The sequence below is a fragment of the Pseudomonas sp. PS01299 genome (assembly GCF_029960145.1).
Lineage (GTDB): Bacteria > Pseudomonadota > Gammaproteobacteria > Pseudomonadales > Pseudomonadaceae > Aquipseudomonas > Aquipseudomonas putida_A.
In genome coordinates this window covers 1-19,165 of the sequence record NZ_JASCPO010000109.1, presented here as the reverse complement: position 1 = coordinate 19,165, position 19,165 = coordinate 1, and the positions used below count along the sequence as shown (strand labels likewise).

Genomic DNA, 19,165 nt, shown 5'->3' with positions numbered 1-19,165 from the left:
GCTCGCGATAGCAATCTGTCAGTCAAAATTTCAACGACTGACACACCGCTATCGCGAGCAGGCTCACTCCTACAGGGGATTCGGATGTTTTCAAGGACAAGACTATGCAAGCCATCAACAACCTCAACCTGACTTCTTTGCTCGACACGCTGGTCAGCCTCAGCGCAGCGTTCATCCTCGGTGGCCTGATCGGGTTCGAGCGCCAGTACCGGCAACGCACTGCCGGCCTGCGCACCAACGTGCTGGTGGCGGTCGGTGCGGCGATTTTCGTCGACATGGCCAACCGTCTCGGCGGTGCTGAAGGCGCGGTGCGGGTGGTCGCCTACGTGGTCTCCGGCATCGGCTTTCTCGGTGCCGGGGTGATCATGCGCGAAGAAGGCAACGTGCGCGGCCTCAACACCGCCGCGACCCTGTGGACCTCCGCCGCCGTCGGTGCCTGCGCCGGTGCCGACCTGTTGGCGGAAGCGGTGCTCGGCACGCTGTTCATCCTCGCCGCCAACACCTTGCTGCGGCCGATCGTCAACAACATCAACCGCCAGCCACTGGACGTGGTCTCGGCCGAAGTCACCAACATTGTCTATGTCATCGCCCGGCGCTCACAGCAGAAAGCCGTGTTCGCCCTGCTCGAAGCCGAGTTGGAACGCAGCAACTACCCGGCCAGCGACGTCGATGTACACGCCTTCGGTGCCGACGAAATCGAGATCGAAGCGACGCTGGCGACGACTTCGGTCGACGGCGATGAACTCGATGCGCTGGTAGCGCGGATTTCGACTTCAGCGCTGGTGGTGCAGGCGTTCTGGAGTCCGAGTACCACGGAATAAGGCAACAACCTCGAGCCGCCACTCGGCGTGGCTCATGAGTGCGGATGAATGACCGGTTTTTTAGGAAAAGTCCTACAGAACTGCTCCTGAGGCTTGCGTAGTCTTGGCGCACCCGTCCACCTCCACGAGATCGAGCATGATCAATAAAACCCTGCGCATCCTGATTGCCGATCCGCAGCATTTTCACCGGATGAAAATCGAGCGCCTGTTCAATGGCCTTGAATACTTCCGCATCGCTCCGGTACAGAGTCTGCTTGAGCTGCTGACCCTGGTGGAGTACGGCTGTGAACCCTTCGATGCGGTGGTTATCAACGCCGAGCTGGCGGCCGGATCGCTGGACCTGCCGGGGTTTTTCCTCAACAACCCGCATGTGCGCCACGCGCTGATCTATAACGAGCCCTCGGCACCTGCGCTGACGCCCGCAGGCTTCGCTCAGGAAAACCTGCAGATCAGCCCCGTCGCCTTGCCCAATGCGGCCGCGATCAAGCACCTGATGGCGCGGGTCGACGTTGCCCCGGTGTGTGCAGCTAATGCCTGGAACCCGGCGCCAGCCTTGCAACGCCGGGCTTGAGCACGAATTACGTTTTTGCGCAACTGTCAGATCTGACAGGTAGATACAACTGGCTTCCCGTGTAACAGTTCTTGCGCAGCCACCCCGGCGGAACAGCCGCTACCGGTGGCGCCATCGTTTTGTTTTTGCCCTGGGAGCGGTCATGAAGTCAGCGCTGATCGTCGACGATCATCCGGTGGTGCGGGCTGCCGTGAAACTTGTGCTCGAAGCCGAAAGGTTCAGGGTGATTCATGAAGCGTCGAGCGCCAGCGAAGCCCTGGAGCTTAGCCGTGAGCACAAACCGGAACTGGTGATACTCGATCTCAAGTTGCCGGGGGTGGGTGGACTGGAAGCGCTGGAGCGGCTCAAGGCCAACGACCCCGAATGCAGGGTGCTGATTTTTACTTCTCAGGATCCGCTGCACTATCAGGATCGCTGTCTGCGTAGTGGCGCCATGGGTTACGTGGCTAAAACCAACCAGTTGCTGCAATTGCACAAGGCTGTCCAGGCGCTGATGTCGGGCTACTCCTATTTTGCTGCACTGCCTGATAGCGGCTCTGTGTCGACCCCGTCGCACCGCAGCGAAAAACAGCTGATCGACGAGCTCTCCAACCGAGAACTGAACATTCTCGTGCAGTTGGCTCTGGGTAAGCCCAACAAGAAAATCGCCGCTGAAATGTTCCTCAGCCACAAGACCGTCAGCACCTACAAAACCCGCTTGATAAAAAAGCTGGGTCTGCACTCAAAGTCAGCGGTGTACTTGCGCGAATTCGCCAAGCGCAACGATTTGATCTGAGTAGCACAGTGAATCTGCGACGCTGGTGGTGCGTGCTCTGGTTGAGCATCACGGCCACCTGCTGGGCCAGTGAGTCGCCGCAGCCTCTGGAGTTGTTGAGCCAGGCAGCACTGGAGAACATTCAGGTCCCGCTCGACCCCCAGGATCAACAGTGGCTACGCCGCCATCCGACGTTGCGCATGGGGATTTCCGGGCCCGATTATCCACCGTTCGAGATCACGCGAAATCGGCAGGAGCTGGAAGGTCTCACCGCCGACTATGCCGAGTTGCTGGCGCAACTGCTCGGGGTGCGGATCGAGGTGCAACGCTACGCCAACCGCGACGCGGTGATGAGCGCACTCAAGCGCGGCGAACTCGATCTGCTGGGCACCTCGAACAATTTCGAGCTGGCCGATCCAGATTTCATCTTGTCGCGCCCCTATGCCGAAGACCAACCGATGCTGGTGACCCGGCTCGACGAAACGTTACCGGCCGACCTGGCAGGCAAACGCATCGCCATGGTCGAGGACTACCTGCCGCTGACCAGCGTGCAGGCGTTCTACCCCGACGCGAAGGTGCAGCGTTACTCCTCGGCAATGGATGCGCTGGGTGCGGTGGCGTTCGGTGTCGATGACGGCTATCTCGGCGATCTGATCAGTGCCAATTACCTGATCAACACCAATTACCGCAATGACCTGCAACTGGCCGGGCCCTCGGGCCTGGATGCCAATCCCTTCGGTTTCGCCCTGCTGCGCAGTGAGGTGCGCCTCAAACGCATCATCGACAGGGCGCTGGCGGCGATTCCCATGGAGCGTCGTCAACTGATCGAGCAGCGCTGGAGCGCAGGGCGCGCGCAAATGGCCGCGCAGTCGCAGGTGCGCCTCAGTGCCAGCGAGCAGCAGTGGCTGGAGCAACATCCGCGGGTGCGGGTCGGCGTGATCGAAGACTTCGCACCGCTGACGTTTTTTGATGCCGACGGACGATTCAACGGGCTGTCGGCGCAGTTGCTCAACCTGATCAGTCAGCGTACCGGGCTGCAATTCGAGGTGGTTCGGGGGCGTTCGCTGGACCGTCAGATCGAACAGCTCAAGGCCGGTGAGCTCGACGTGCTGCCGGTGGTGACCCCGAGCAGCGAACGGGAAACCGAGCTGCAATTCACCCGTGCCTACCTGAACAATCCGTTTGTGCTGGTCAGCGCGACGACGGCCGGCAGCCCGCGCAGCCTCGCCGATCTGCCGGGCAAGCGGCTGGCGATTTATCGCGGTCATCCATTGCACGACTTTATTCTGCAGCAGGTGCCCGGGATTCGCCTGGTGGAGGTGCGCAGCCCGGCCGAGGGCATGGAGCAGATCGCCAAAGGCCAGGCCGACGTGACCGTCAGCTCGCTGCTGGTGGCGCGTTTTCTGATTGCCCGTCATTACCGCGAGCGCCTGCGCATCACCAACACGATCGGCGATCAGCCGGCACGCATTGCCCTGGCGACCGCAGCGCAGGATACGGCGCTGCACACGATTCTGAACAAGGCGTTGCTGAGCATCGCGCCGCAGCAGATGGACGAACTGGTCGAGCGCTGGAGCCATGACGTGGTCGTGGAAGAGAGCTACTGGCAGCGTCATCGCCGCGAAATCCTGCTGGCGTTTGCCGGTGCGGCAGGGCTGCTGTTGCTGGCCTTGGCCTGGATCGGTTTTCAGCGCTCGCAGCTGCGTCAGCGTCAACAGTGGCTGCAGCAGTTGCAGCAGGCCAAGGCTGCCGCCGACGACGCCAATCGGGCCAAGACTACGTTTCTGGCGACCATGAGCCATGAAATCCGCACGCCGATGAATGCCCTGATCGGCATGCTCGAAATGGCCCTCAAGCGTGCCGAGGAGGGCGTCACCGACAAGCTGGCAATCGAGGTCGCGTCCGCTGCCGGCCAGCAATTACTGGCGTTGATCGGTGATATTCTCGATATCGCACGCATCGAGTCCGGGCATTTGTCCCTCGCGCCGCAGCGGGCCAATCTGCGCGAACAAGTGATCGCGGTGTGCCGCGTATTCGAAGGGCTGGCGCGGGAGAAACGCCTGCTGTGGCAGGTCGAACTGGATGCGCACAGTGACGTCGACGTCATGCTCGACCCGACACGCTTCAAGCAAGTGCTGTCAAACCTGTTGAGCAACGCGATCAAGTTCACCGAGCAGGGTCAGGTGAGCCTGCGTTTGTTATGCTCTGCGATGCCGTCCGGGATCCTGGCGGTCGTGGTGGTGATTGCAGACAGCGGAATCGGCATCAGTGCCGATGACCGCAAACGCCTGTTCAGTCCGTTCGTCCAGGCCGCTAACCAGGGCCAGTCAGCGCGTAGCGGCTCGGGATTGGGCCTGGTGATCAGCCGTAACCTCTGCGAAATGATGGGCGGCACACTGCGCCTGGACAGCGAGCCGGGGCATGGAACGCGGGTTGAGGTAAACCTGCAGCTGCCGCTGTTGACCGCGCTCGAACCCGAGACGGCAGGCCCGCAAGTGGCGGACACGCCAGCGCGTTCGCTGAGCGTGCTGGTGGTGGACGATCATCCGGTCAACCGCTTGCTCCTGTGCCGGCAACTGGGTGAACTGGGCCACGCTACGGTCGATGTCGAGGATGGTGAGCTGGGCTTGCAGCGCTGGCGAACACAGGCTTTCGATGTGCTGATCACCGATTGCAACATGCCCCGGCGCAACGGTTACGAACTCGCTCGGACACTTCGTGAAGAAGAGGCGGCGAGCGGTCGGGCACGCTGCCTGATCCTCGGCTTCACTGCCAACGCGCAGGTCGAGGAGAAAGTCCGTTGTCTTGAGGCCGGCATGGACGATTGTCTGTTCAAGCCGATTCGCTTGCACGATCTGCAACAGGCATTGAAGGCGGCCAGTCGCGGTGACGGTGACCAGCTGTCGGACCCGGCACCGCCGTTGCCCGAGATCGACCTGAGCGCGCTTGAACAGATGGCCGGGGACAATCCTGCAGTGATGCAGCGCCTGCGCGAACAAGTGTTGCGCAGTCTGCACGACGATCTGCAACGGCTGGACGCTGCGCGCCAGCCACAGGATCTGAGCGAATTAAGCACCCTGGCGCATCACATCAAGGGCGGTGCGCAAATGGTCGGTGCGGCGCGAGTGGCGGCGGCGTGCAGCGATCTCGAACAGGCGTGCCGCGACGCCGAAACCCTGACTGTCCACCGCTCGGTGGACACGCTGCGCAGGGCCATGCTCGACCTCGCGCAGCGGCTTCAGGACTGAGCGATCAATCCCACTGCGGGGCAATGCCTTTCGGGCTGGTCAGACGATGGCCGCGCTCCAGACCGGCGATCAGCGCTATGTCGGATTCGCTCAGGGTCAGCGTGGTGGCGCCGAGGTTACTCTGCAGGTTGGCGCGTTTGGTCGACGATGGAATCACCGCGTAACCCGACTGCATCGCCCAGGCCAGGGTGACTTGCGCCGGGGTCGCTTGCAGGCGTTCAGCGATCTGCTGAATCACCGGATCCTTCAGCACTTCGCCATAGGCAAGGGTCATGTAGGAGGTGATCTGGATGCCTTGGCTGCGGGCGAACTCGACCACTTTGCGATTTTGCAGGTACGGGTGCAGCTCGATCTGGTTGGTGGCGATGTTTTCCGCGCCGACCGCTGCGATGGCTTGTTGCATCAAGTCGATGGTGAAGTTGGACACCCCGATCTGCCGGGTCAGGCCCAGACGCTTGGCTTCGAGCAGCGCGCCCATGAATTCGGCGACCGGCACCTGATCTTCCGGCGACGGCCAGTGGATCAGCGTCAGGTCGAGGTAGTCGGTCTGCAATTTCTGCAGGCTTTCCTTGAGGCTGTCGATGAGACGATCCTTGGCGAAGTTGGCGATCCAGATCTTGCTGGTGATGAACAACTCTTCGCGAGCAATGCCGCTGGCGGCGATGGCCTGGCCGACCTCGGCTTCGTTCTCGTAGATCTGCGCGGTGTCGATGGCGCGGTAACCGAGTTCAAGGCCGGTGCGCACCGAATCGATGACCACCTGACCTTGCAGGCGAAACGTACCCAGACCAAAAGCGGGAACAGACATTGATGACTCCAGGGTTGCAGTGGGAATGGGCAGGAGTATCCGCGTCTGCGTGCTTGGGAAAAACCGCTGCTGGGGCAAAGCACTGTTGAGCAGAAGTCATGAATCTTTCCCGATAGTTGTGTTGTCCGGACTGGCACCTTCGCGAGCAAGCCCGCTCCCGCAAGGATCGAGACTCAACGGTGGGACTGTTCTATAAATGGAACACTAAAGCCGGTTTTTGCCGTCTAGTGCTCAAAACGCTATGGATTTAAGCTTAATCCATTGCGTCACCCACCTTTTCTGGAGGCAACCATGAAAAACATCATCGGTATCTACACCAGCCCTCGCGGCCATTGGGTCGGCGATGGTTTCCCGGTGCGCACTCTGTTTTCCTATGACAACCTGGGCAAACACATCAGCCCGTTCCTGCTGCTCGATCACGCAGGCCCGGCCGAATTCACCCCGACCACCGAGCGCCGTGGCGTCGGCCAGCACCCGCACCGTGGTTTCGAAACGGTGACCATCGTCTACGACGGCGAAGTGCAGCACCGCGACTCCACCGGCAGCGGCGGCACCATCGGCCCCGGCGATGTGCAGTGGATGACCGCCGCGTCCGGGATCCTCCACGAGGAGTTCCACTCGGATGATTTCGCCAGAACCGGCGGCAAACTGGAAATGGTGCAGCTGTGGGTCAACCTGCCGGCCAAGGACAAAATGGCTGCGCCCGGCTACCAGACCATTCTCGACGGCGATATTCCGAATATCGCGCTGAAGGACGATGCCGGCCGGCTGCGGCTGATCGCTGGTGAGTTCGATGGGCATAAAGGCCCGTCGCACACTTTCACGCCGATCGACGTCTGGGACCTGCGGTTGAACGCCGGCAAGTTGCTGACGCTCGATCTGCGCGAAGGGCGCAACACCGCGCTGGTGCTGTTGAAAGGTTCGGTGCAGATCAACGGCGTGGAAACCGCGGGTGTCGGGCAGTTGGTGCTGTTCGAGCGCGACGGTCGTCAGTTGACCCTTGTGGCCAGTGAAGACGCAGTGGTGTTGCTGCTCAGCGGCGAGCCAATCGACGAACCAATTGTCGGCCATGGCCCGTTCGTGATGAACACCGAGCAGGAAATTCATCAGGCATTCGCCGACTTCCAGTCGGGACGTTTTGGCCGGATGCACGGGTAAATTTCCCCCCTGTGGGAGCGGGCTTGCTCGCGAAAGCGCAGTGCCAGTCAATGCATGTCTGACCGATCCACCGCCTTCGCGAGCAGGCTCGCTTCCACAGGGGTTTTCCGGTGTTTTTGCGCTGGTGTTCTGCCTCTGAAATCAATTACTCCTACACTTGCCCAATCTGTGCGATCTTCTCGCGACCGGGCCCTGTCGGAGTGCTTTGATGTTGTCTTTTTTGACCGAACATCCGTTGTTTTGCGCGTTGATCCTGATCCTCCTCGATCTCGGGCTGTGGCGCCTGATCAGCTCCCGTGGCAGCGAGTGGAAGCTGCTGGTGCGGGTACTGATTTTCAGCCTGTTCAGCGTGCTGTTGTTCAACGAAGGCCTGAATCCGATGGAGCCGGCGCCGTGGGCCGACAACGTGCCGCTGCACCTGGCGGCGACCGGGTTGCAGATCGGCTGGTGGCTGTTCGGCGCGCGCACCCTGACCGTGCTGATCGGCGCGGTGATGATGCAGCGCGTCGGGCACACCGGACGGCTGTTGCAGGATCTGCTCGGTGCGGTGATTTTCCTGATCGCGATTATCGCGGCCCTGGCCTACGTGCTGGATCTGCCGGTCAAAGGTGTGCTGGCGACGTCCGGGGCCTTGGCGATCATCGTCGGTCTGGCGTTGCAGAGCACCCTCAGCGATGTGTTTTCCGGGATCGTGCTCAACACCACCAAGCCCTATCAGATCGATGACTGGATTTCGATCGATGGCACCGAAGGCCGGGTCATCGACATCGACTGGCGCGCCACGCGTCTGCAGACCAGTCAGGGCAGCATGGCGGTGATTCCCAACTCGCTGGCGGCCAAGGCCAAGATCATCAACTTCAGCCGTCCGAGCAACATGTTCGGGGTGGCCGTCAGTGTCCAGGTCAGCCCGCATGCCCGGCCCAATACGGTGATCGATGCGCTGGAGCGGGCGATGCAGGGCTGCCGTCCGCTGCTGGACAATCCCTCGCCAAGCGTCGCGCTGAAAAGCTCCAGCAGCGCCGGTGCGGAATATGAAATCAGTGGTTTTGTCTCCTCGATGGATCAGAAGCGCTCGGTGCGCAATCAGCTGTTCGATCTGGCTTACCGGCATCTGCAGGCGTCCGGGGTCAATCTGTTGTCGAGTGTCGAACCGATCGTCGCCGGCAACCTCTCGCGGCCGCGGGCGCTGCTCGACAGTTCGCCGATTTTCTCCACGCTGCGCCAGGAAGAGAAAGACACCTTCAGCCAAAACATGACCCTGCAAACCTTCCGTGCCGGCGAGACGATCCTCGACGCCGGGGAGGTCAGCGATCATTTGTTCATCATCGAATCGGGCGTGGTCAGCGTGACCTTGACTCGCCATGGCAGCCCGTTCGAATCCGGGCGCATGGGGCCGGGGGAGGTGATCGGCGAGGCCGGCATCCTCTCCGATTCGTCGGTGCCGGCGACCTTTGCGGCGAAAACCTTCTGTGCGCTGTACCGCATCGAGAAGACCTACCTGAAGCCGTGTCTGGATGCCCGCCACGACATCAATGAGGCGATGAAAGCCTTGCTCGATTATCGCCTGCACAAGGCCCAGACCCTGACGCAGGACGTGCCGACCGTGGTGGCGAAAACCGGGTTCCTGCACTGGTTGCGCAATCGCGTGTGACAGGGTGGTCTACTCGTCTTCCGGGAGATTGGCTATTTGTCCGGGGCAAGTGCGGGACTACCTTAGTCACACATTCACTGGCCCCGGAAACGCAATCATGAAAGCTCGTACCGATTTCTACACCGCCTCCCCAGACGCCCTGAAAGCGATGATCGCCCTGGAAACCGCGGTTTCGAAACTGCCGCTGGAAAAGACCCTGGTCGAACTGGTCAAGCTGCGTGCTTCGCAGATCAACGGCTGCGCGTTCTGTATCGACATGCACACCGCTGACGCGATCAAGGGGGGCGAAACTCCGCGCCGGCTGTTCGCCGTGACCGCATGGCGTGAAGCGCCGTTCTTCACCGAGCGCGAACGCGCTGCGCTGCTGTGGACCGAATCGCTGACCCAGCTGAGCCTGACCCACGCCCCGGACGAAGACTACGACATCGTCGCGGCGCAATTCACGCCCAAGGAAATGGTCGACCTGAGCGTGGCGATCAGCACCATCAACAGCTGGAACCGTCTGGCGGTGGGCTTCCGCAAAACCCCACAGCTCTGACAGTTCACGGTCGAAAACTGTGGGAGCGGGCTTGCTCGCGAAGGCGTCGTGTCAGTCACCTTAGTGGTTATCTGACACACCGCCTTCGTCGGATCGCCGCCCGGAGCAAGCCCGCTCCCACAGTGAAAAGTGCAAAACTTCAGAAGGGTGATCAATGCGCATCTGCACTCGGCGCGGCCGGTGGTTGTACCTTGCGCATCAAGGGCACCATCGCCGTGGCAATGATGAAGCACAGCATGATCATCAAAAAGGTATCGCCGTAGGTCTGGGTCTGCGCCTCGCGGTAGGTCAGCAGCCACAGTTGACGCAGGCTGGCGGTGACCCCTACGTCACCGCTCTGACCCAGCGTCGCCAGGTTGCCACCGACCTGCGCCAGCCACTGATTCATCGCCTCGTTACTGCTGTTCAAATGCTCGGCCAGACGGGTGAAGTGCAGGTTGGTGCGGTCATTGAGAATGGTCGCGCACGCAGCAATGCCGATCGCCCCGCCCAGATTGCGCATCAGGTTGAACAGCCCCGAAGCGTGCTTCAAGCGCGCCGGTGCCAAACCTCCCAGAGTCAGTGTCACTGCCGGCGGCACCGCCAGTTGCTGGGCGATCCCGCGCAGCGCTTGCGGTAGCATGAACTGGCCGGAACCCCAGTCGTGGGTGATCGGACTGAATTCCCACATCGACACGGCAAACAGGCCCAGGCCGATCATCATGATCCAGCGCAAATCCATGCGATTGGCGAGAAAGGCATACAGCGGAATCGCCATGATCTGGAACACCCCGGTGGAAAAAACCGCCAGACCAATGTCCAGCGCGCTGTATCCACGCACCCGGCCGAGAAACAGCGGCGTCAGGTAAATCGTTGCGAACAGACCAATCCCGGTGACAAAGGAAAAGAAGCAGCCCAAGGCAAAGTTTCGATCCTTGAGCGCGCGCAGATCGACGATCGGATTGGCCACGTGCAAGGTGCGCCCGATGAAGGCCAGACCTGCCAGACCGCTGATCCATGCCGTGATCAGAATCGTTTGATCGCTGAACCAGTTCCAGCGCGGGCCTTCTTCGAGGGTGTATTCCAGGCAGCCGAGAAACAGCGCGAGAAACACCATGCTCAGGTAGTCCGCGCCCTTGAGCAGCGCCAGTTCCGGCTGGTCGATCTTCACCAGCATCGGCACGGCCACGGCGACGAAAATCCCCGGCACCAGGTTGATGTAGAACAGCCAGTGCCATGAGGAAATGTCGGTGATCCAGCCGCCGATCACCGGACCCAGGGTCGGCGCCAGCGAAGCCACCGCACCGATGGTTGCGGCGGCGATCACCCGTTGTTTGCCGGTGAAGAAAAAGAACGCGGTGGTGAACACCAACGGAATCATCGAGCCGCCAAGAAAACCTTGCAGCGCCCGAAAGGCAATCATGCTCTGGATGTTCCAGGCCACGCCGCAGAGCAGGCTGGCCAAGGTGAAGCCGACCGCCGAGGCGCAAAACAGCCAGCGCGTGGAGAACACCCGCGACAGCCAGCCCGACAGTGGAATCACGATGATTTCGGCGATCAGGTAACTGGTCTGCACCCACGCCGTTTCATCAGTGCCGGCCGAGAGCCCGCCGCCGATGTCGCGCAGCGAGGCCGAGACGATCTGGATGTCCAGCAGCGCGATGAACATGCCGATGCACATGGTGGCGAAGGCAAACACTTTGGTCGCAGTGGCCATGTCGGCGGCGTTGAACGGTTGCGCCGGGGCGGCGAGGGCGGTGCTCATGGCGCGATAGCCACGGCGCTGGTTTCGGCTTGTGCGCGGGTGTCGACTTCAGCGGTCACCGACAGCCCCGGCCGCAGATGGCCGAGCACGCCGTCAGCCGGATCAAGGAGGATTCGCACCGGTACCCGCTGGACGATTTTGGTGAAGTTGCCGGTGGCGTTCTCCGGCGGTAGCACGCTGAATTGCGAGCCGGTGGCCGGGGCGAGGCTGTCGAGGCGGCCGTGGAATTCCTGGCCGGAGAGCACGTCGGCACGGATGCTCACCCGTTGCCCGGGTTTCATCCGCGCCAGTTGATCCTCCTTGAAATTGGCATCGACCCACAGACCGCTGGCCGGTACCACCGACAGCTGTTGCGAACCCGCCTGGGCATAGGCGCCGACCCGCGCGCGGCGGTTGCCGATCACGCCGTCAACCGGCGCGCGCAGCTCGGTGTAGCCGAGATTCAACTGCGCCAGATCACGCTCGGCGCGGGCTTGTTGCAGGGCGGCGCGGGCCTGTTGTTTCTGGGTGTCGATCACCGCCAGTTGGCGCTGTGCGGCAAGCAATTCGGCCTGGGCGCGGGCACTCAGGGCCTGAGCGGTCTTGAAGGTGGCGTCGGCGCGTTGGGCGCTTTCCACCGACACGGCATTGGTGCTGACCAGACGTTTGTAACGCGCATTGTCATCCCGCGAGCGGGCGGTTTCGGCACCGGCGGCATCGATGCCGGCGCGGGCCTGGCCGATCACCGCTTGCTGCAGTTGTTCAGTGGCGTCGAGGTTGGCCAGCAGCGCCTCCTCGGCGGCAACGGCGCCTTCGGCTTTGGCGAGATTGGCACGATAGTCGCGCGCATCGAGGCGGATCAGCACGTCGCCGGCCTTGACCGATTGGTTGTCGCTGACCAGCACTTCTTCGATGTAACCGGCGACCTTCGGCCCGATCACCGTCACGTCGCCACCGATGTAGGCATCGTCAGTCTCTTCAAGAAAACGCCCGGTGCCCCACCAATGACTGGCGTAAACGCCGACCACGACCAGCGCGACCAAGCCAGAGCCGGTCAGCAGCAGGCGTTTGCGCAGTGGCGGCTTGGCGGGGGTGACCGGGGCAGACAGGTCTGGCTCAACGGTTGGCATGCTGGTCATGGCGTAATACCTGCGGAAACGGGCTGTTATTACGGCTGTAATATGACGCAAGTAATATTTTGTGGCAATTATGTTTTTGTGCCGATCGTCAGTTGCTTACCCGGCCTCGGGGTTTGGAGCGGTTTCGACAAACGACAGCGCCCGTAATACGGGGCCAAATCTTCGAGAACTCGATGAAAGCCCTCGGGGAACCCCTGAGGGACTGACGTTGAACACAGCAAAATCAAATGTTTAAGAAATGTAAGCGTTGTAGGAAGCGTCTTGCATTTGTGTAGGAAGGCTCTGACTATCACTCGCATTGATGAGGTGGCATTACGCTACTTTATGATTGCAAGGATGTTGCGTGCCGTATTTGCTTTGCGCTGTTTTCCGTCGTCGTTCCACGCTTTGCCCGCTGTTGTCGGCCTTTGTGTTGAGTGTGTGTGCCTCCTCGATTCAAGCGGCTGATCCTGTTGCGCCGGGCCAGGAAGTGCTGCGCCAGCAGCAACAGCAACAGCGCGATCTGCAACAACTGCAAATGGAACAACGCAAGCGCCAACTGGAGCGCGGTGCGTTCGGCCCGGCACCGGTCACCCCGGCGATCCCGCAAACCGTCACCCCCGATGAGCGCTGCTGGCCGCTAAGTGGCACGCGTATCGGTGGCGTCACGCTGATCGACAGCGCCAAGCTCAACGCCCGGATCAAACCGCTGCTGGCGCCGTGCATGGGCGTCGGCCAGATCAACCATCTGCTGGCGACCATCACCGCGAGCTACGTCGAGCAGGGCTACATCGCCAGCCGCCCGTACCTGTTGAGCGCGCCGGCGGCGGGGCAGTCGCTGGACATCATGATCGACGAGGGCTACATCGAGTCCATCGAACTGGCCGATCAGAGCCTGCCCGTTTCGCTGGGCGGCGCGTTCCCGCACATGCTCGGCCAGCCGCTGAACCTGCGCGATCTGGAGCAGGGCCTGGATCAATTGAACCGCTTGCGCTCGATCGACCTGACCGCCGACATCGCCCCCGGCAGCCAGCCCGGCGCGTCGCGAATCATCCTGCGCTCGCGCACCTCCGGGCAGTCGCGCTGGGCGTTGGGCCTGGGCATGGACAACCTTGGCAGCGCCAGCACCGGGCGGGATCGCAATACCGTCAGCCTGAGCTTCGACAGCCCGCTGCAACTCAACGATCTGTTGAGCCTCAGTGCCAGCGACACGTTGAATCAGGGCGACCGCTACAGTCGCAACGCCAGCCTGTATTACGCGATTCCCTACGGCTACTGGACCTACAGCGCGTTCGCCAGCCACGCCGAATACCGCGCGCCGTTCAAGCTGCCGAGTGCGACCTTGTACAGCACCGGCCTCACCGATCAACTGAGCCTGCGCGCCGACCGCGTGTTGTGGCGCGACCAGAGCCGTCAGCTCAGCGCAAACCTGCAACTGGCACACAAGGACGTCGACAGCTATCTGGAAAATGTCCGTCTGGGCATTCAAAGCCCGACCCTGACCGTGGCCGAAGCCGGACTCAATCTGTTCTGGCTCGACCGTGCGGTGTGGAACCTCGACTTCACCTATTCGCAAGGCCTGCGCTGGCTGGGCGCTGATGACGACGCCAATCATGCGGTCAACAATTTGCCCAAAGCGCAGTTTCGCAAGTACCGCGCTGGCCTCAGCCAATGGCGCAACGGCCAGTTCGGCGCGCAAGCGTGGCAGTGGCAGAGCCAGCTCAATCTGCAATACAGCCCCGACCCGTTACCGGCCATCGAACAGTTGCTCGGCACCGATGATTCGGCGGTGCGCGGCTATCGGGTCAGCAGCGCATCCGGCGCCAGCGGCGCGATCTGGCGCAACACCTTGCGTCTGCCGCTGCGTAGCGATTGGCCGGTGCAGATCACCCCGCGGGTGGGCCTGGACAACGGCTGGCTCAAGGCCGACCACGGCGCCCAGGGCCAGCGCCTGAGCGGCGCCAGCGTCGGGCTGAATCTGGGCTGGAAGAATCTGCAAGTGGACGTCGATTACCAACGCGCCCTCAACACCCCCAACGGTTTGCAGCACGAGCCAGAGACCTGGCTGATGCGCGTGGGGTTGCAGATATGAGCACCAGCGAGACTCATCAAGCAGTGAACAAACCGCCGTCGGATCTGAGCGCGACAGCCACGGCCAAGACCAAATCGCGTGCCGTGATGCCGTACTTACATGGAGACGTTTTTATGCCAGCACACACCTTTGCATTCCATCTTTCTCCTCGGGGCAAACTGCGCTGGGCGATCGCCAGCCTGTTCTTCGCCGTGCACCTGCCCAGCGCCATCGCCGGCGGTGTGGTGGTCGCTCCCGGCCCCGGCGGCACCGCGCAACTGCAGACCCAGGGCGGCGTGCCCATCGTCAACATCGTCGCGCCCAACGGCTCGGGCCTGTCGCACAACCAGTTCCTCGACTACAACGTCGACCGTCAGGGTCTGGTGCTGAACAACGCCTTGCAGGCCGGGCAATCGCAGCTCGCCGGGCAATTGGCAGCCAACCCGCAACTGCAGGGGCAGGCCGCGAGCGTGATCCTCAACGAGGTGATCAGCCGCAACCCTTCGGCCATCAACGGCGCCCAGGAAATCTTCGGCCGCGCCGCCGATTACGTGCTGGCCAACCCCAACGGCATTTCGGTGAACGGCGGCAGTTTCATCAACACGCCTAACGCCAGTCTGCTGGTCGGTCGTCCGGAGTTGAACGACGGCAAACTGCAAGCCTTGAACACCCGCGACGCCAGCGGTCAGTTGCAGATCCAGAGTGGCGGCCTGCGTAACGCCGAGGGTTCGGTCAATCTGATCGCCCCGCGTATCGACAGCCAGGGCCGCATCGATGCCCGCGATCAGTTGAACCTCACCGTCGGGCGCAATCAGGTCGATTACGCCAGCGGTCAGGTCAAAGCCGTGGACCCGGCGGGCAATACCCAGGATCAGCGCATCGACGCCAGCCTGTTCGGCGCGATGCAGGCCGGGCGCATCAATATCGTCAGCACCGCCGAAGGCGCGGGCGTGCGTGTGGGGGCGGTGCAAGTGGCCGGGCGTGACGGCGTGCAGATCCGTTCCGCTGGCGATCTCAGCGTCAGCGGTGAAGCCATCCCCAACAGCCTCGAAGTGACGCGTGCCAGCATTCGCAGCAGTCAGGGTGATGTCGGCCTGCACAGCGGCAACGACCTGACGCTGGCCGCCACCGATGTCAGTGGTCGCGACGTCAACGTCAATGCCAAGCGCAACCTGACCCTGAGCACCGTAGAAAGCCGCAAGCTTCAGGAAAAACGCGAGAACTGGAGCAACAGCACCATCGGCATCACTTGGGAAACCTACGACCGGACCCAGACCGACAGTGAAACTCGCCAGCACGGCAGCCAGATCGTCGCCAGCCGCGACGTCAAGCTGACCTCCGGCAAAGACACCGAACTCAAAGCGGCCAAGGTTGAAGCGGCGAAAAATCTCGATGTGCAGAGTGGCGGCGATCTGCGCCTGACCGCGGCCACCGAAAGCCACACCCAGACTGATCAGGGCAACCATCGCAAGCATCTGTGGAAGGCCGACTGGAACAACAGCAGCGAAGAACAGCGCAGCATCGGCAGTCAGTTGAAGGGCGGCAATATCGCTCTGCAAACCGCCGCGTTGCTGCGCGCCGAAGGTGCCGAACTGAACAGTGCCGGCGATGTGAAACTGGCGGGCAAGCAAGTGGACGTCACCACCGCCACGCGCACCAGTCGCAGTAATAACAACAGTTACTCCGGCGACCTGGTGGGTGGCGGTTTCTTCGGCAAGACCGGTGATGCCGACAAGGGCCAGACCCGGCATCAGGGCAGCAAAATCAATGCGGCCGGCAAACTGATCGTCAAGGCTGACGACGTGCGCATCAGCGGCAGCCAGGTCCGTGGCGGCACCGAGGCCAGCGTGATCAGCGATCAGGGTTCGCTGGTAATCGACGGTGTGCAGGACACCTCACACAGCAACAACCACGACAAGGACAGCAAGTTCTTCGGCATCACCAAGGACGAGTCGCGGCAGAATTCCAGGGACAGCACCACGGTGCGCAGCGAGCTGGTTTCCGACAGCAATCTCAAGCTCAAAAGCGCCAAGGACATCGAAGTGGCCGGCTCTACGGTCAAGGCTGGTGGCGTGCTGACGGCGGACGCAGCGGGTGATGTGAACGTGCATTCCACGCAGAACAGCCACGACAGCAGCTCGACCACCGAGACCCGTGGCTTCGATGCCTACGCCAAAGAGCAAACGCCGGAGCAATACCGCGCCGGGGTGCACTACGAAGACAAGCAGCAGACCGTCACCCGTAACGACGTCAACCAGCAAGGCTCCAGTCTCAGCGGCACCACCGTGCAAGTGAAGGCCGGCGGCGATCTGACAATCAAGGGCGGTGAAGTCAAATCCACGGCCGGCGACACCACGCTGAGCGGCAAGAACGTGTCGTTGCTGGCCGAACAGGACAGCCACAAAACCTCATCCGACACCTCCAGCACCGGCGGTGGTTTCTACTACACCGGCGGCCTCGACCGCGCTGGCAGTGGCGTCGACTTTGCCCACAGCACCACGCAAGACAGCAGCAGCAAAACCACCGCGCAAACCACCCACGTGCAAAGCAGCGGCAGCCTGAACATCAATGCCGACAAACTGCTGACCGAAGGCGCGCAGGTCAAGGCTGGCAACGGTCTGAACGTCGCGGCAAACGAGGTCGACAACCGCGCCGCCAGCAACACCGAAAGCAGCACTCACAACCAGAGCAAGTGGTCGGCGGACATCGGCGCCAACGTCGAGTACAAGGACATCGCCCGCCCGATTGCCGGTGCGGTCAAGGATGTGCTCAACGGCAAGGTGCCGGACAAGGAAGCCCTGAGCAATCTCGGCCAGCCGAACGTCGGCCTCGACGTGGCGATCGGTCACGGCAGCGCCGACAAGACCGAGCAGAGCAGCAACGCTGTGGTCAGCCGTTTCGACGGCGGCAGTGTCGACGTGAAAACCGCCGGCAACCTGCACGACCAGGGCACCCAGTACAGTGCGAGCAACGGCATGGTCAACATCAGCGCTGACAAACTGGTTGCCGATGCCGCGAGCAACACTCACAGCAGCACCGATAACTCGGTGGACGCCAAGGTCGACGTGCGCGTCTACACCAAGACCGGCGAGGACGTGAACGTCGCCGGCAGCGGCGCGGGTGGCAACAGCTACAGCAGCAAGGACAGCAGCACCGCAGTGGTCGGCGGTTTTGCCGGCAGCCAAGGCGTGAACATCAAGGTGGGCGGTGATGCGCAGTTCGCTGGCAGCCGTTTCGACGGCGGGCAGGGCGGTGTGAACATCAAGACCGGCGGCGATCTGGCGCTGAATCAGGCTACCGACCGCCAGAGCAGCAGCGACTCCAGCCTGCGCGGCAACGGCTCGCTGACGGTCGGCACCTTGCCGGGCACCGACGGCACCAACGTCGACCTCGGCGCTGGCTTCCAGCTTGATCACACCGGCAAGCAGACCAATGACACCCAGGCTCACGTGGCGAGCATCAGCGGCAACGGCCCGGTGCAACTGAGCAGCGGTGGCAATCAGGTTCAGCAAGGCACGCAGATCGACAGCGTCGGCGGCATTGAGCTGCACGCTGACGGCAAACTCGATCTGCAAGCGGCCGTTGATACCCACACCGCGACTGGCAGCAATCTCGGCGGCGGCTTGAAGGGCGGCGGCAGCAAATCCAGCAGCGAGAAGAGTCGCGATCAGGGCGGTAATCTGAGCGGTAACTTCAACATTGGTCGGGTCAACGAAAACTCGCAAACCCTGACCGGTGGCCAGCTCAACAGCCAGAGCAACGTCGCCTTGAGCGGTGACGCGGTGCACCTGCAAGGCACGCAAGTCAGCGCGCCGAACGTCAGCATCGATGCGCAGAAGGGCGGTTTGGTTCAGGAATCGGCGCAGTCCACCGAGAGTCGCAACAACTGGAACGTCGCGCTGAATGCCGGCGGCAACCTGAGCAGCAAGACCCCGACCGCAGCCGATGAAAAGGCCAGCAGTGACCACGGCTTCAACGCCGGGGCCAAGGTCGGCGTCGATTACCTGCAAGGCACCACCCAGCAAAACAGCCAGATCAAGGCTGACAGCGTGGTACTCAATAGCGCAGGCGATGCACAACTGTCTGGCGCGCGGATCGACGCGAACACTGTCGGCGGCAAGGTTGCCGGTAATCTGACCGTCGAAAGCCGTCAGGACTCGAAGACGCAGGCCAAGGTCGATGTTGATCTGGGCCTGACGGCGAAGAAAAATCCACCGAGCGACAAGGAAAAGCTCGCCGGCACTGACTACAAACCAACGTTGAAAGCGCAGGGCGAATACGCGCACAAGGACAGCGTGGCGCAGGCGTCCGGCATCAGTGGCAATCAGGGCGTGAATCTTGCGGTGGGCGGCGCAACGCAGCTGACTGGCGCGCGGATTTCATCGCCTGAGGGCAAGGTGGATCTGGGCGGTTCGAAGGTCAGTAGCAGCGATCTGGTCAACCGTAACTACGGGGTAAAAGCCGGACTGGATCTGCCGCAGAAAACCGAGGAGAACGCACCGAAGGTGTCGTTCGATAACGGCAATCTGAAAGTCGGTCCGGTGACCCTGAGCGGCAATCTGGACAGCCAGACCCTACAGGCCGGGATCGACGAAAAAGGCTGAGCAGCACCGCTGTAAAAACTGTGGGAGCGGGCTTGCTCGCGAAGGCGGTGGTTCAGTCGATAAATTAGCTGACTGAATTGACGCTTTCGCGAGCAAGCCC

The 19,165-nt window shown here is 62.0% G+C and carries 12 protein-coding genes; 9 read left to right on the top strand and 3 right to left on the bottom strand.

Features of this window, described 5'->3' with window-relative positions:
* The first annotated feature begins 104 nt into the window (after positions 1 to 104).
* The 4 genes from QMX91_RS18735 (at position 105) to QMX91_RS18720 (ending at position 5,394) form a co-directional block, all read left to right on the top strand.
* Complete coding sequence (locus tag QMX91_RS18735; protein WP_007968289.1) at positions 105 to 821, top strand: MgtC/SapB family protein; 717 nt, start codon at positions 105 to 107, stop codon at positions 819 to 821.
* 136 nt (positions 822 to 957) lie between these two features.
* Positions 958 to 1,392, top strand: a complete 435-nt coding sequence (locus QMX91_RS18730; protein ID WP_134785897.1) for a chemotaxis protein CheY — start codon at positions 958 to 960, stop codon at positions 1,390 to 1,392.
* 142 nt (positions 1,393 to 1,534) lie between these two features.
* Positions 1,535 to 2,167 carry a response regulator transcription factor gene (locus tag QMX91_RS18725; protein ID WP_098968015.1) on the top strand — a complete coding sequence of 211 codons (633 nt, stop codon included), beginning with the start codon at positions 1,535 to 1,537 and terminating at the stop codon, positions 2,165 to 2,167.
* Between the two features lie 8 nt (positions 2,168 to 2,175).
* Positions 2,176 to 5,394, top strand: coding sequence for a transporter substrate-binding domain-containing protein (locus QMX91_RS18720; protein WP_282413173.1), 3,219 nt, complete (start codon positions 2,176 to 2,178; stop codon positions 5,392 to 5,394).
* A gap of 4 nt (positions 5,395 to 5,398) precedes the next feature.
* Here QMX91_RS18720 and dkgB read toward each other — a convergent pair whose 3' ends face one another.
* On the bottom strand, positions 5,399 to 6,202 hold the full coding sequence (gene dkgB, locus QMX91_RS18715) for a 2,5-didehydrogluconate reductase DkgB (protein ID WP_098968016.1): 804 nt from the start codon (positions 6,200 to 6,202) through the stop codon (positions 5,399 to 5,401).
* Positions 6,203 to 6,493: 291 nt separating this feature from the next.
* Here dkgB and QMX91_RS18710 point away from each other — a divergent pair, with 291 nt between their 5' ends.
* The 3 genes from QMX91_RS18710 (at position 6,494) to QMX91_RS18700 (ending at position 9,549) form a co-directional block, all read left to right on the top strand.
* The gene (locus QMX91_RS18710; RefSeq protein WP_282413172.1) at positions 6,494 to 7,360 is read left to right on the top strand and encodes a pirin family protein; all 867 of its coding nucleotides are present in this window, start codon (positions 6,494 to 6,496) and stop codon (positions 7,358 to 7,360) included.
* A 208-nt stretch (positions 7,361 to 7,568) separates the two neighbouring features.
* On the top strand, positions 7,569 to 9,011 hold the full coding sequence (locus QMX91_RS18705; RefSeq protein ID WP_225138218.1) for a mechanosensitive ion channel domain-containing protein: 1,443 nt from the start codon (positions 7,569 to 7,571) through the stop codon (positions 9,009 to 9,011).
* Between the two features lie 97 nt (positions 9,012 to 9,108).
* The gene (locus QMX91_RS18700) at positions 9,109 to 9,549 is read left to right on the top strand and encodes a carboxymuconolactone decarboxylase family protein (protein WP_007968280.1); all 441 of its coding nucleotides are present in this window, start codon (positions 9,109 to 9,111) and stop codon (positions 9,547 to 9,549) included.
* A 151-nt stretch (positions 9,550 to 9,700) separates the two neighbouring features.
* Here QMX91_RS18700 and QMX91_RS18695 read toward each other — a convergent pair whose 3' ends face one another.
* Both QMX91_RS18695 and QMX91_RS18690 read right to left on the bottom strand, forming a co-directional pair.
* A complete protein-coding gene (locus QMX91_RS18695) occupies positions 9,701 to 11,293 on the bottom strand; it encodes a DHA2 family efflux MFS transporter permease subunit (protein WP_282413171.1) in 1,593 nt (530 codons plus the stop codon).
* Complete coding sequence (locus QMX91_RS18690) at positions 11,290 to 12,411, bottom strand: HlyD family secretion protein (protein WP_223007373.1); 1,122 nt, start codon at positions 12,409 to 12,411, stop codon at positions 11,290 to 11,292. Before QMX91_RS18690 ends, QMX91_RS18695 begins: the two co-directional genes overlap by 4 nt.
* Before the next feature lie 343 nt (positions 12,412 to 12,754).
* On the opposite strand from QMX91_RS18690, the gene QMX91_RS18685 reads away from it, so the two are divergent.
* Positions 12,755 to 14,482: a ShlB/FhaC/HecB family hemolysin secretion/activation protein gene (locus QMX91_RS18685; RefSeq protein WP_098968021.1), complete on the top strand. Its 1,728-nt coding sequence runs from the start codon at positions 12,755 to 12,757 to the stop codon at positions 14,480 to 14,482.
* 113 nt (positions 14,483 to 14,595) lie between these two features.
* The gene (locus QMX91_RS18680; RefSeq protein ID WP_282413170.1) at positions 14,596 to 19,065 is read left to right on the top strand and encodes a hemagglutinin repeat-containing protein; all 4,470 of its coding nucleotides are present in this window, start codon (positions 14,596 to 14,598) and stop codon (positions 19,063 to 19,065) included.
* Positions 19,066 to 19,165 lie beyond the last annotated feature (100 nt).

What these genes read in the sequence shown, in the direction of transcription:
- QMX91_RS18735 (WP_007968289.1), top strand. Translation starts at nt 105, where the DNA reads ATGCAAGCCATCAACAACCTCAACCTGACTTCTTTGCTCGACACGCTG.
- QMX91_RS18730 (WP_134785897.1), top strand. Translation starts at nt 958, where the DNA reads ATGATCAATAAAACCCTGCGCATCCTGATTGCCGATCCGCAGCATTTT.
- QMX91_RS18725 (WP_098968015.1), top strand. Translation starts at nt 1,535, where the DNA reads ATGAAGTCAGCGCTGATCGTCGACGATCATCCGGTGGTGCGGGCTGCC.
- dkgB (WP_098968016.1), bottom strand. Translation starts at nt 6,202, where the DNA reads ATGTCTGTTCCCGCTTTTGGTCTGGGTACGTTTCGCCTGCAAGGTCAG.
- QMX91_RS18710 (WP_282413172.1), top strand. Translation starts at nt 6,494, where the DNA reads ATGAAAAACATCATCGGTATCTACACCAGCCCTCGCGGCCATTGGGTC.
- QMX91_RS18705 (WP_225138218.1), top strand. Translation starts at nt 7,569, where the DNA reads ATGTTGTCTTTTTTGACCGAACATCCGTTGTTTTGCGCGTTGATCCTG.
- QMX91_RS18700 (WP_007968280.1), top strand. Translation starts at nt 9,109, where the DNA reads ATGAAAGCTCGTACCGATTTCTACACCGCCTCCCCAGACGCCCTGAAA.
- QMX91_RS18695 (WP_282413171.1), bottom strand. Translation starts at nt 11,293, where the DNA reads ATGAGCACCGCCCTCGCCGCCCCGGCGCAACCGTTCAACGCCGCCGAC.
- QMX91_RS18690 (WP_223007373.1), bottom strand. Translation starts at nt 12,411, where the DNA reads ATGACCAGCATGCCAACCGTTGAGCCAGACCTGTCTGCCCCGGTCACC.
- QMX91_RS18680 (WP_282413170.1), top strand. Translation starts at nt 14,596, where the DNA reads ATGCCAGCACACACCTTTGCATTCCATCTTTCTCCTCGGGGCAAACTG.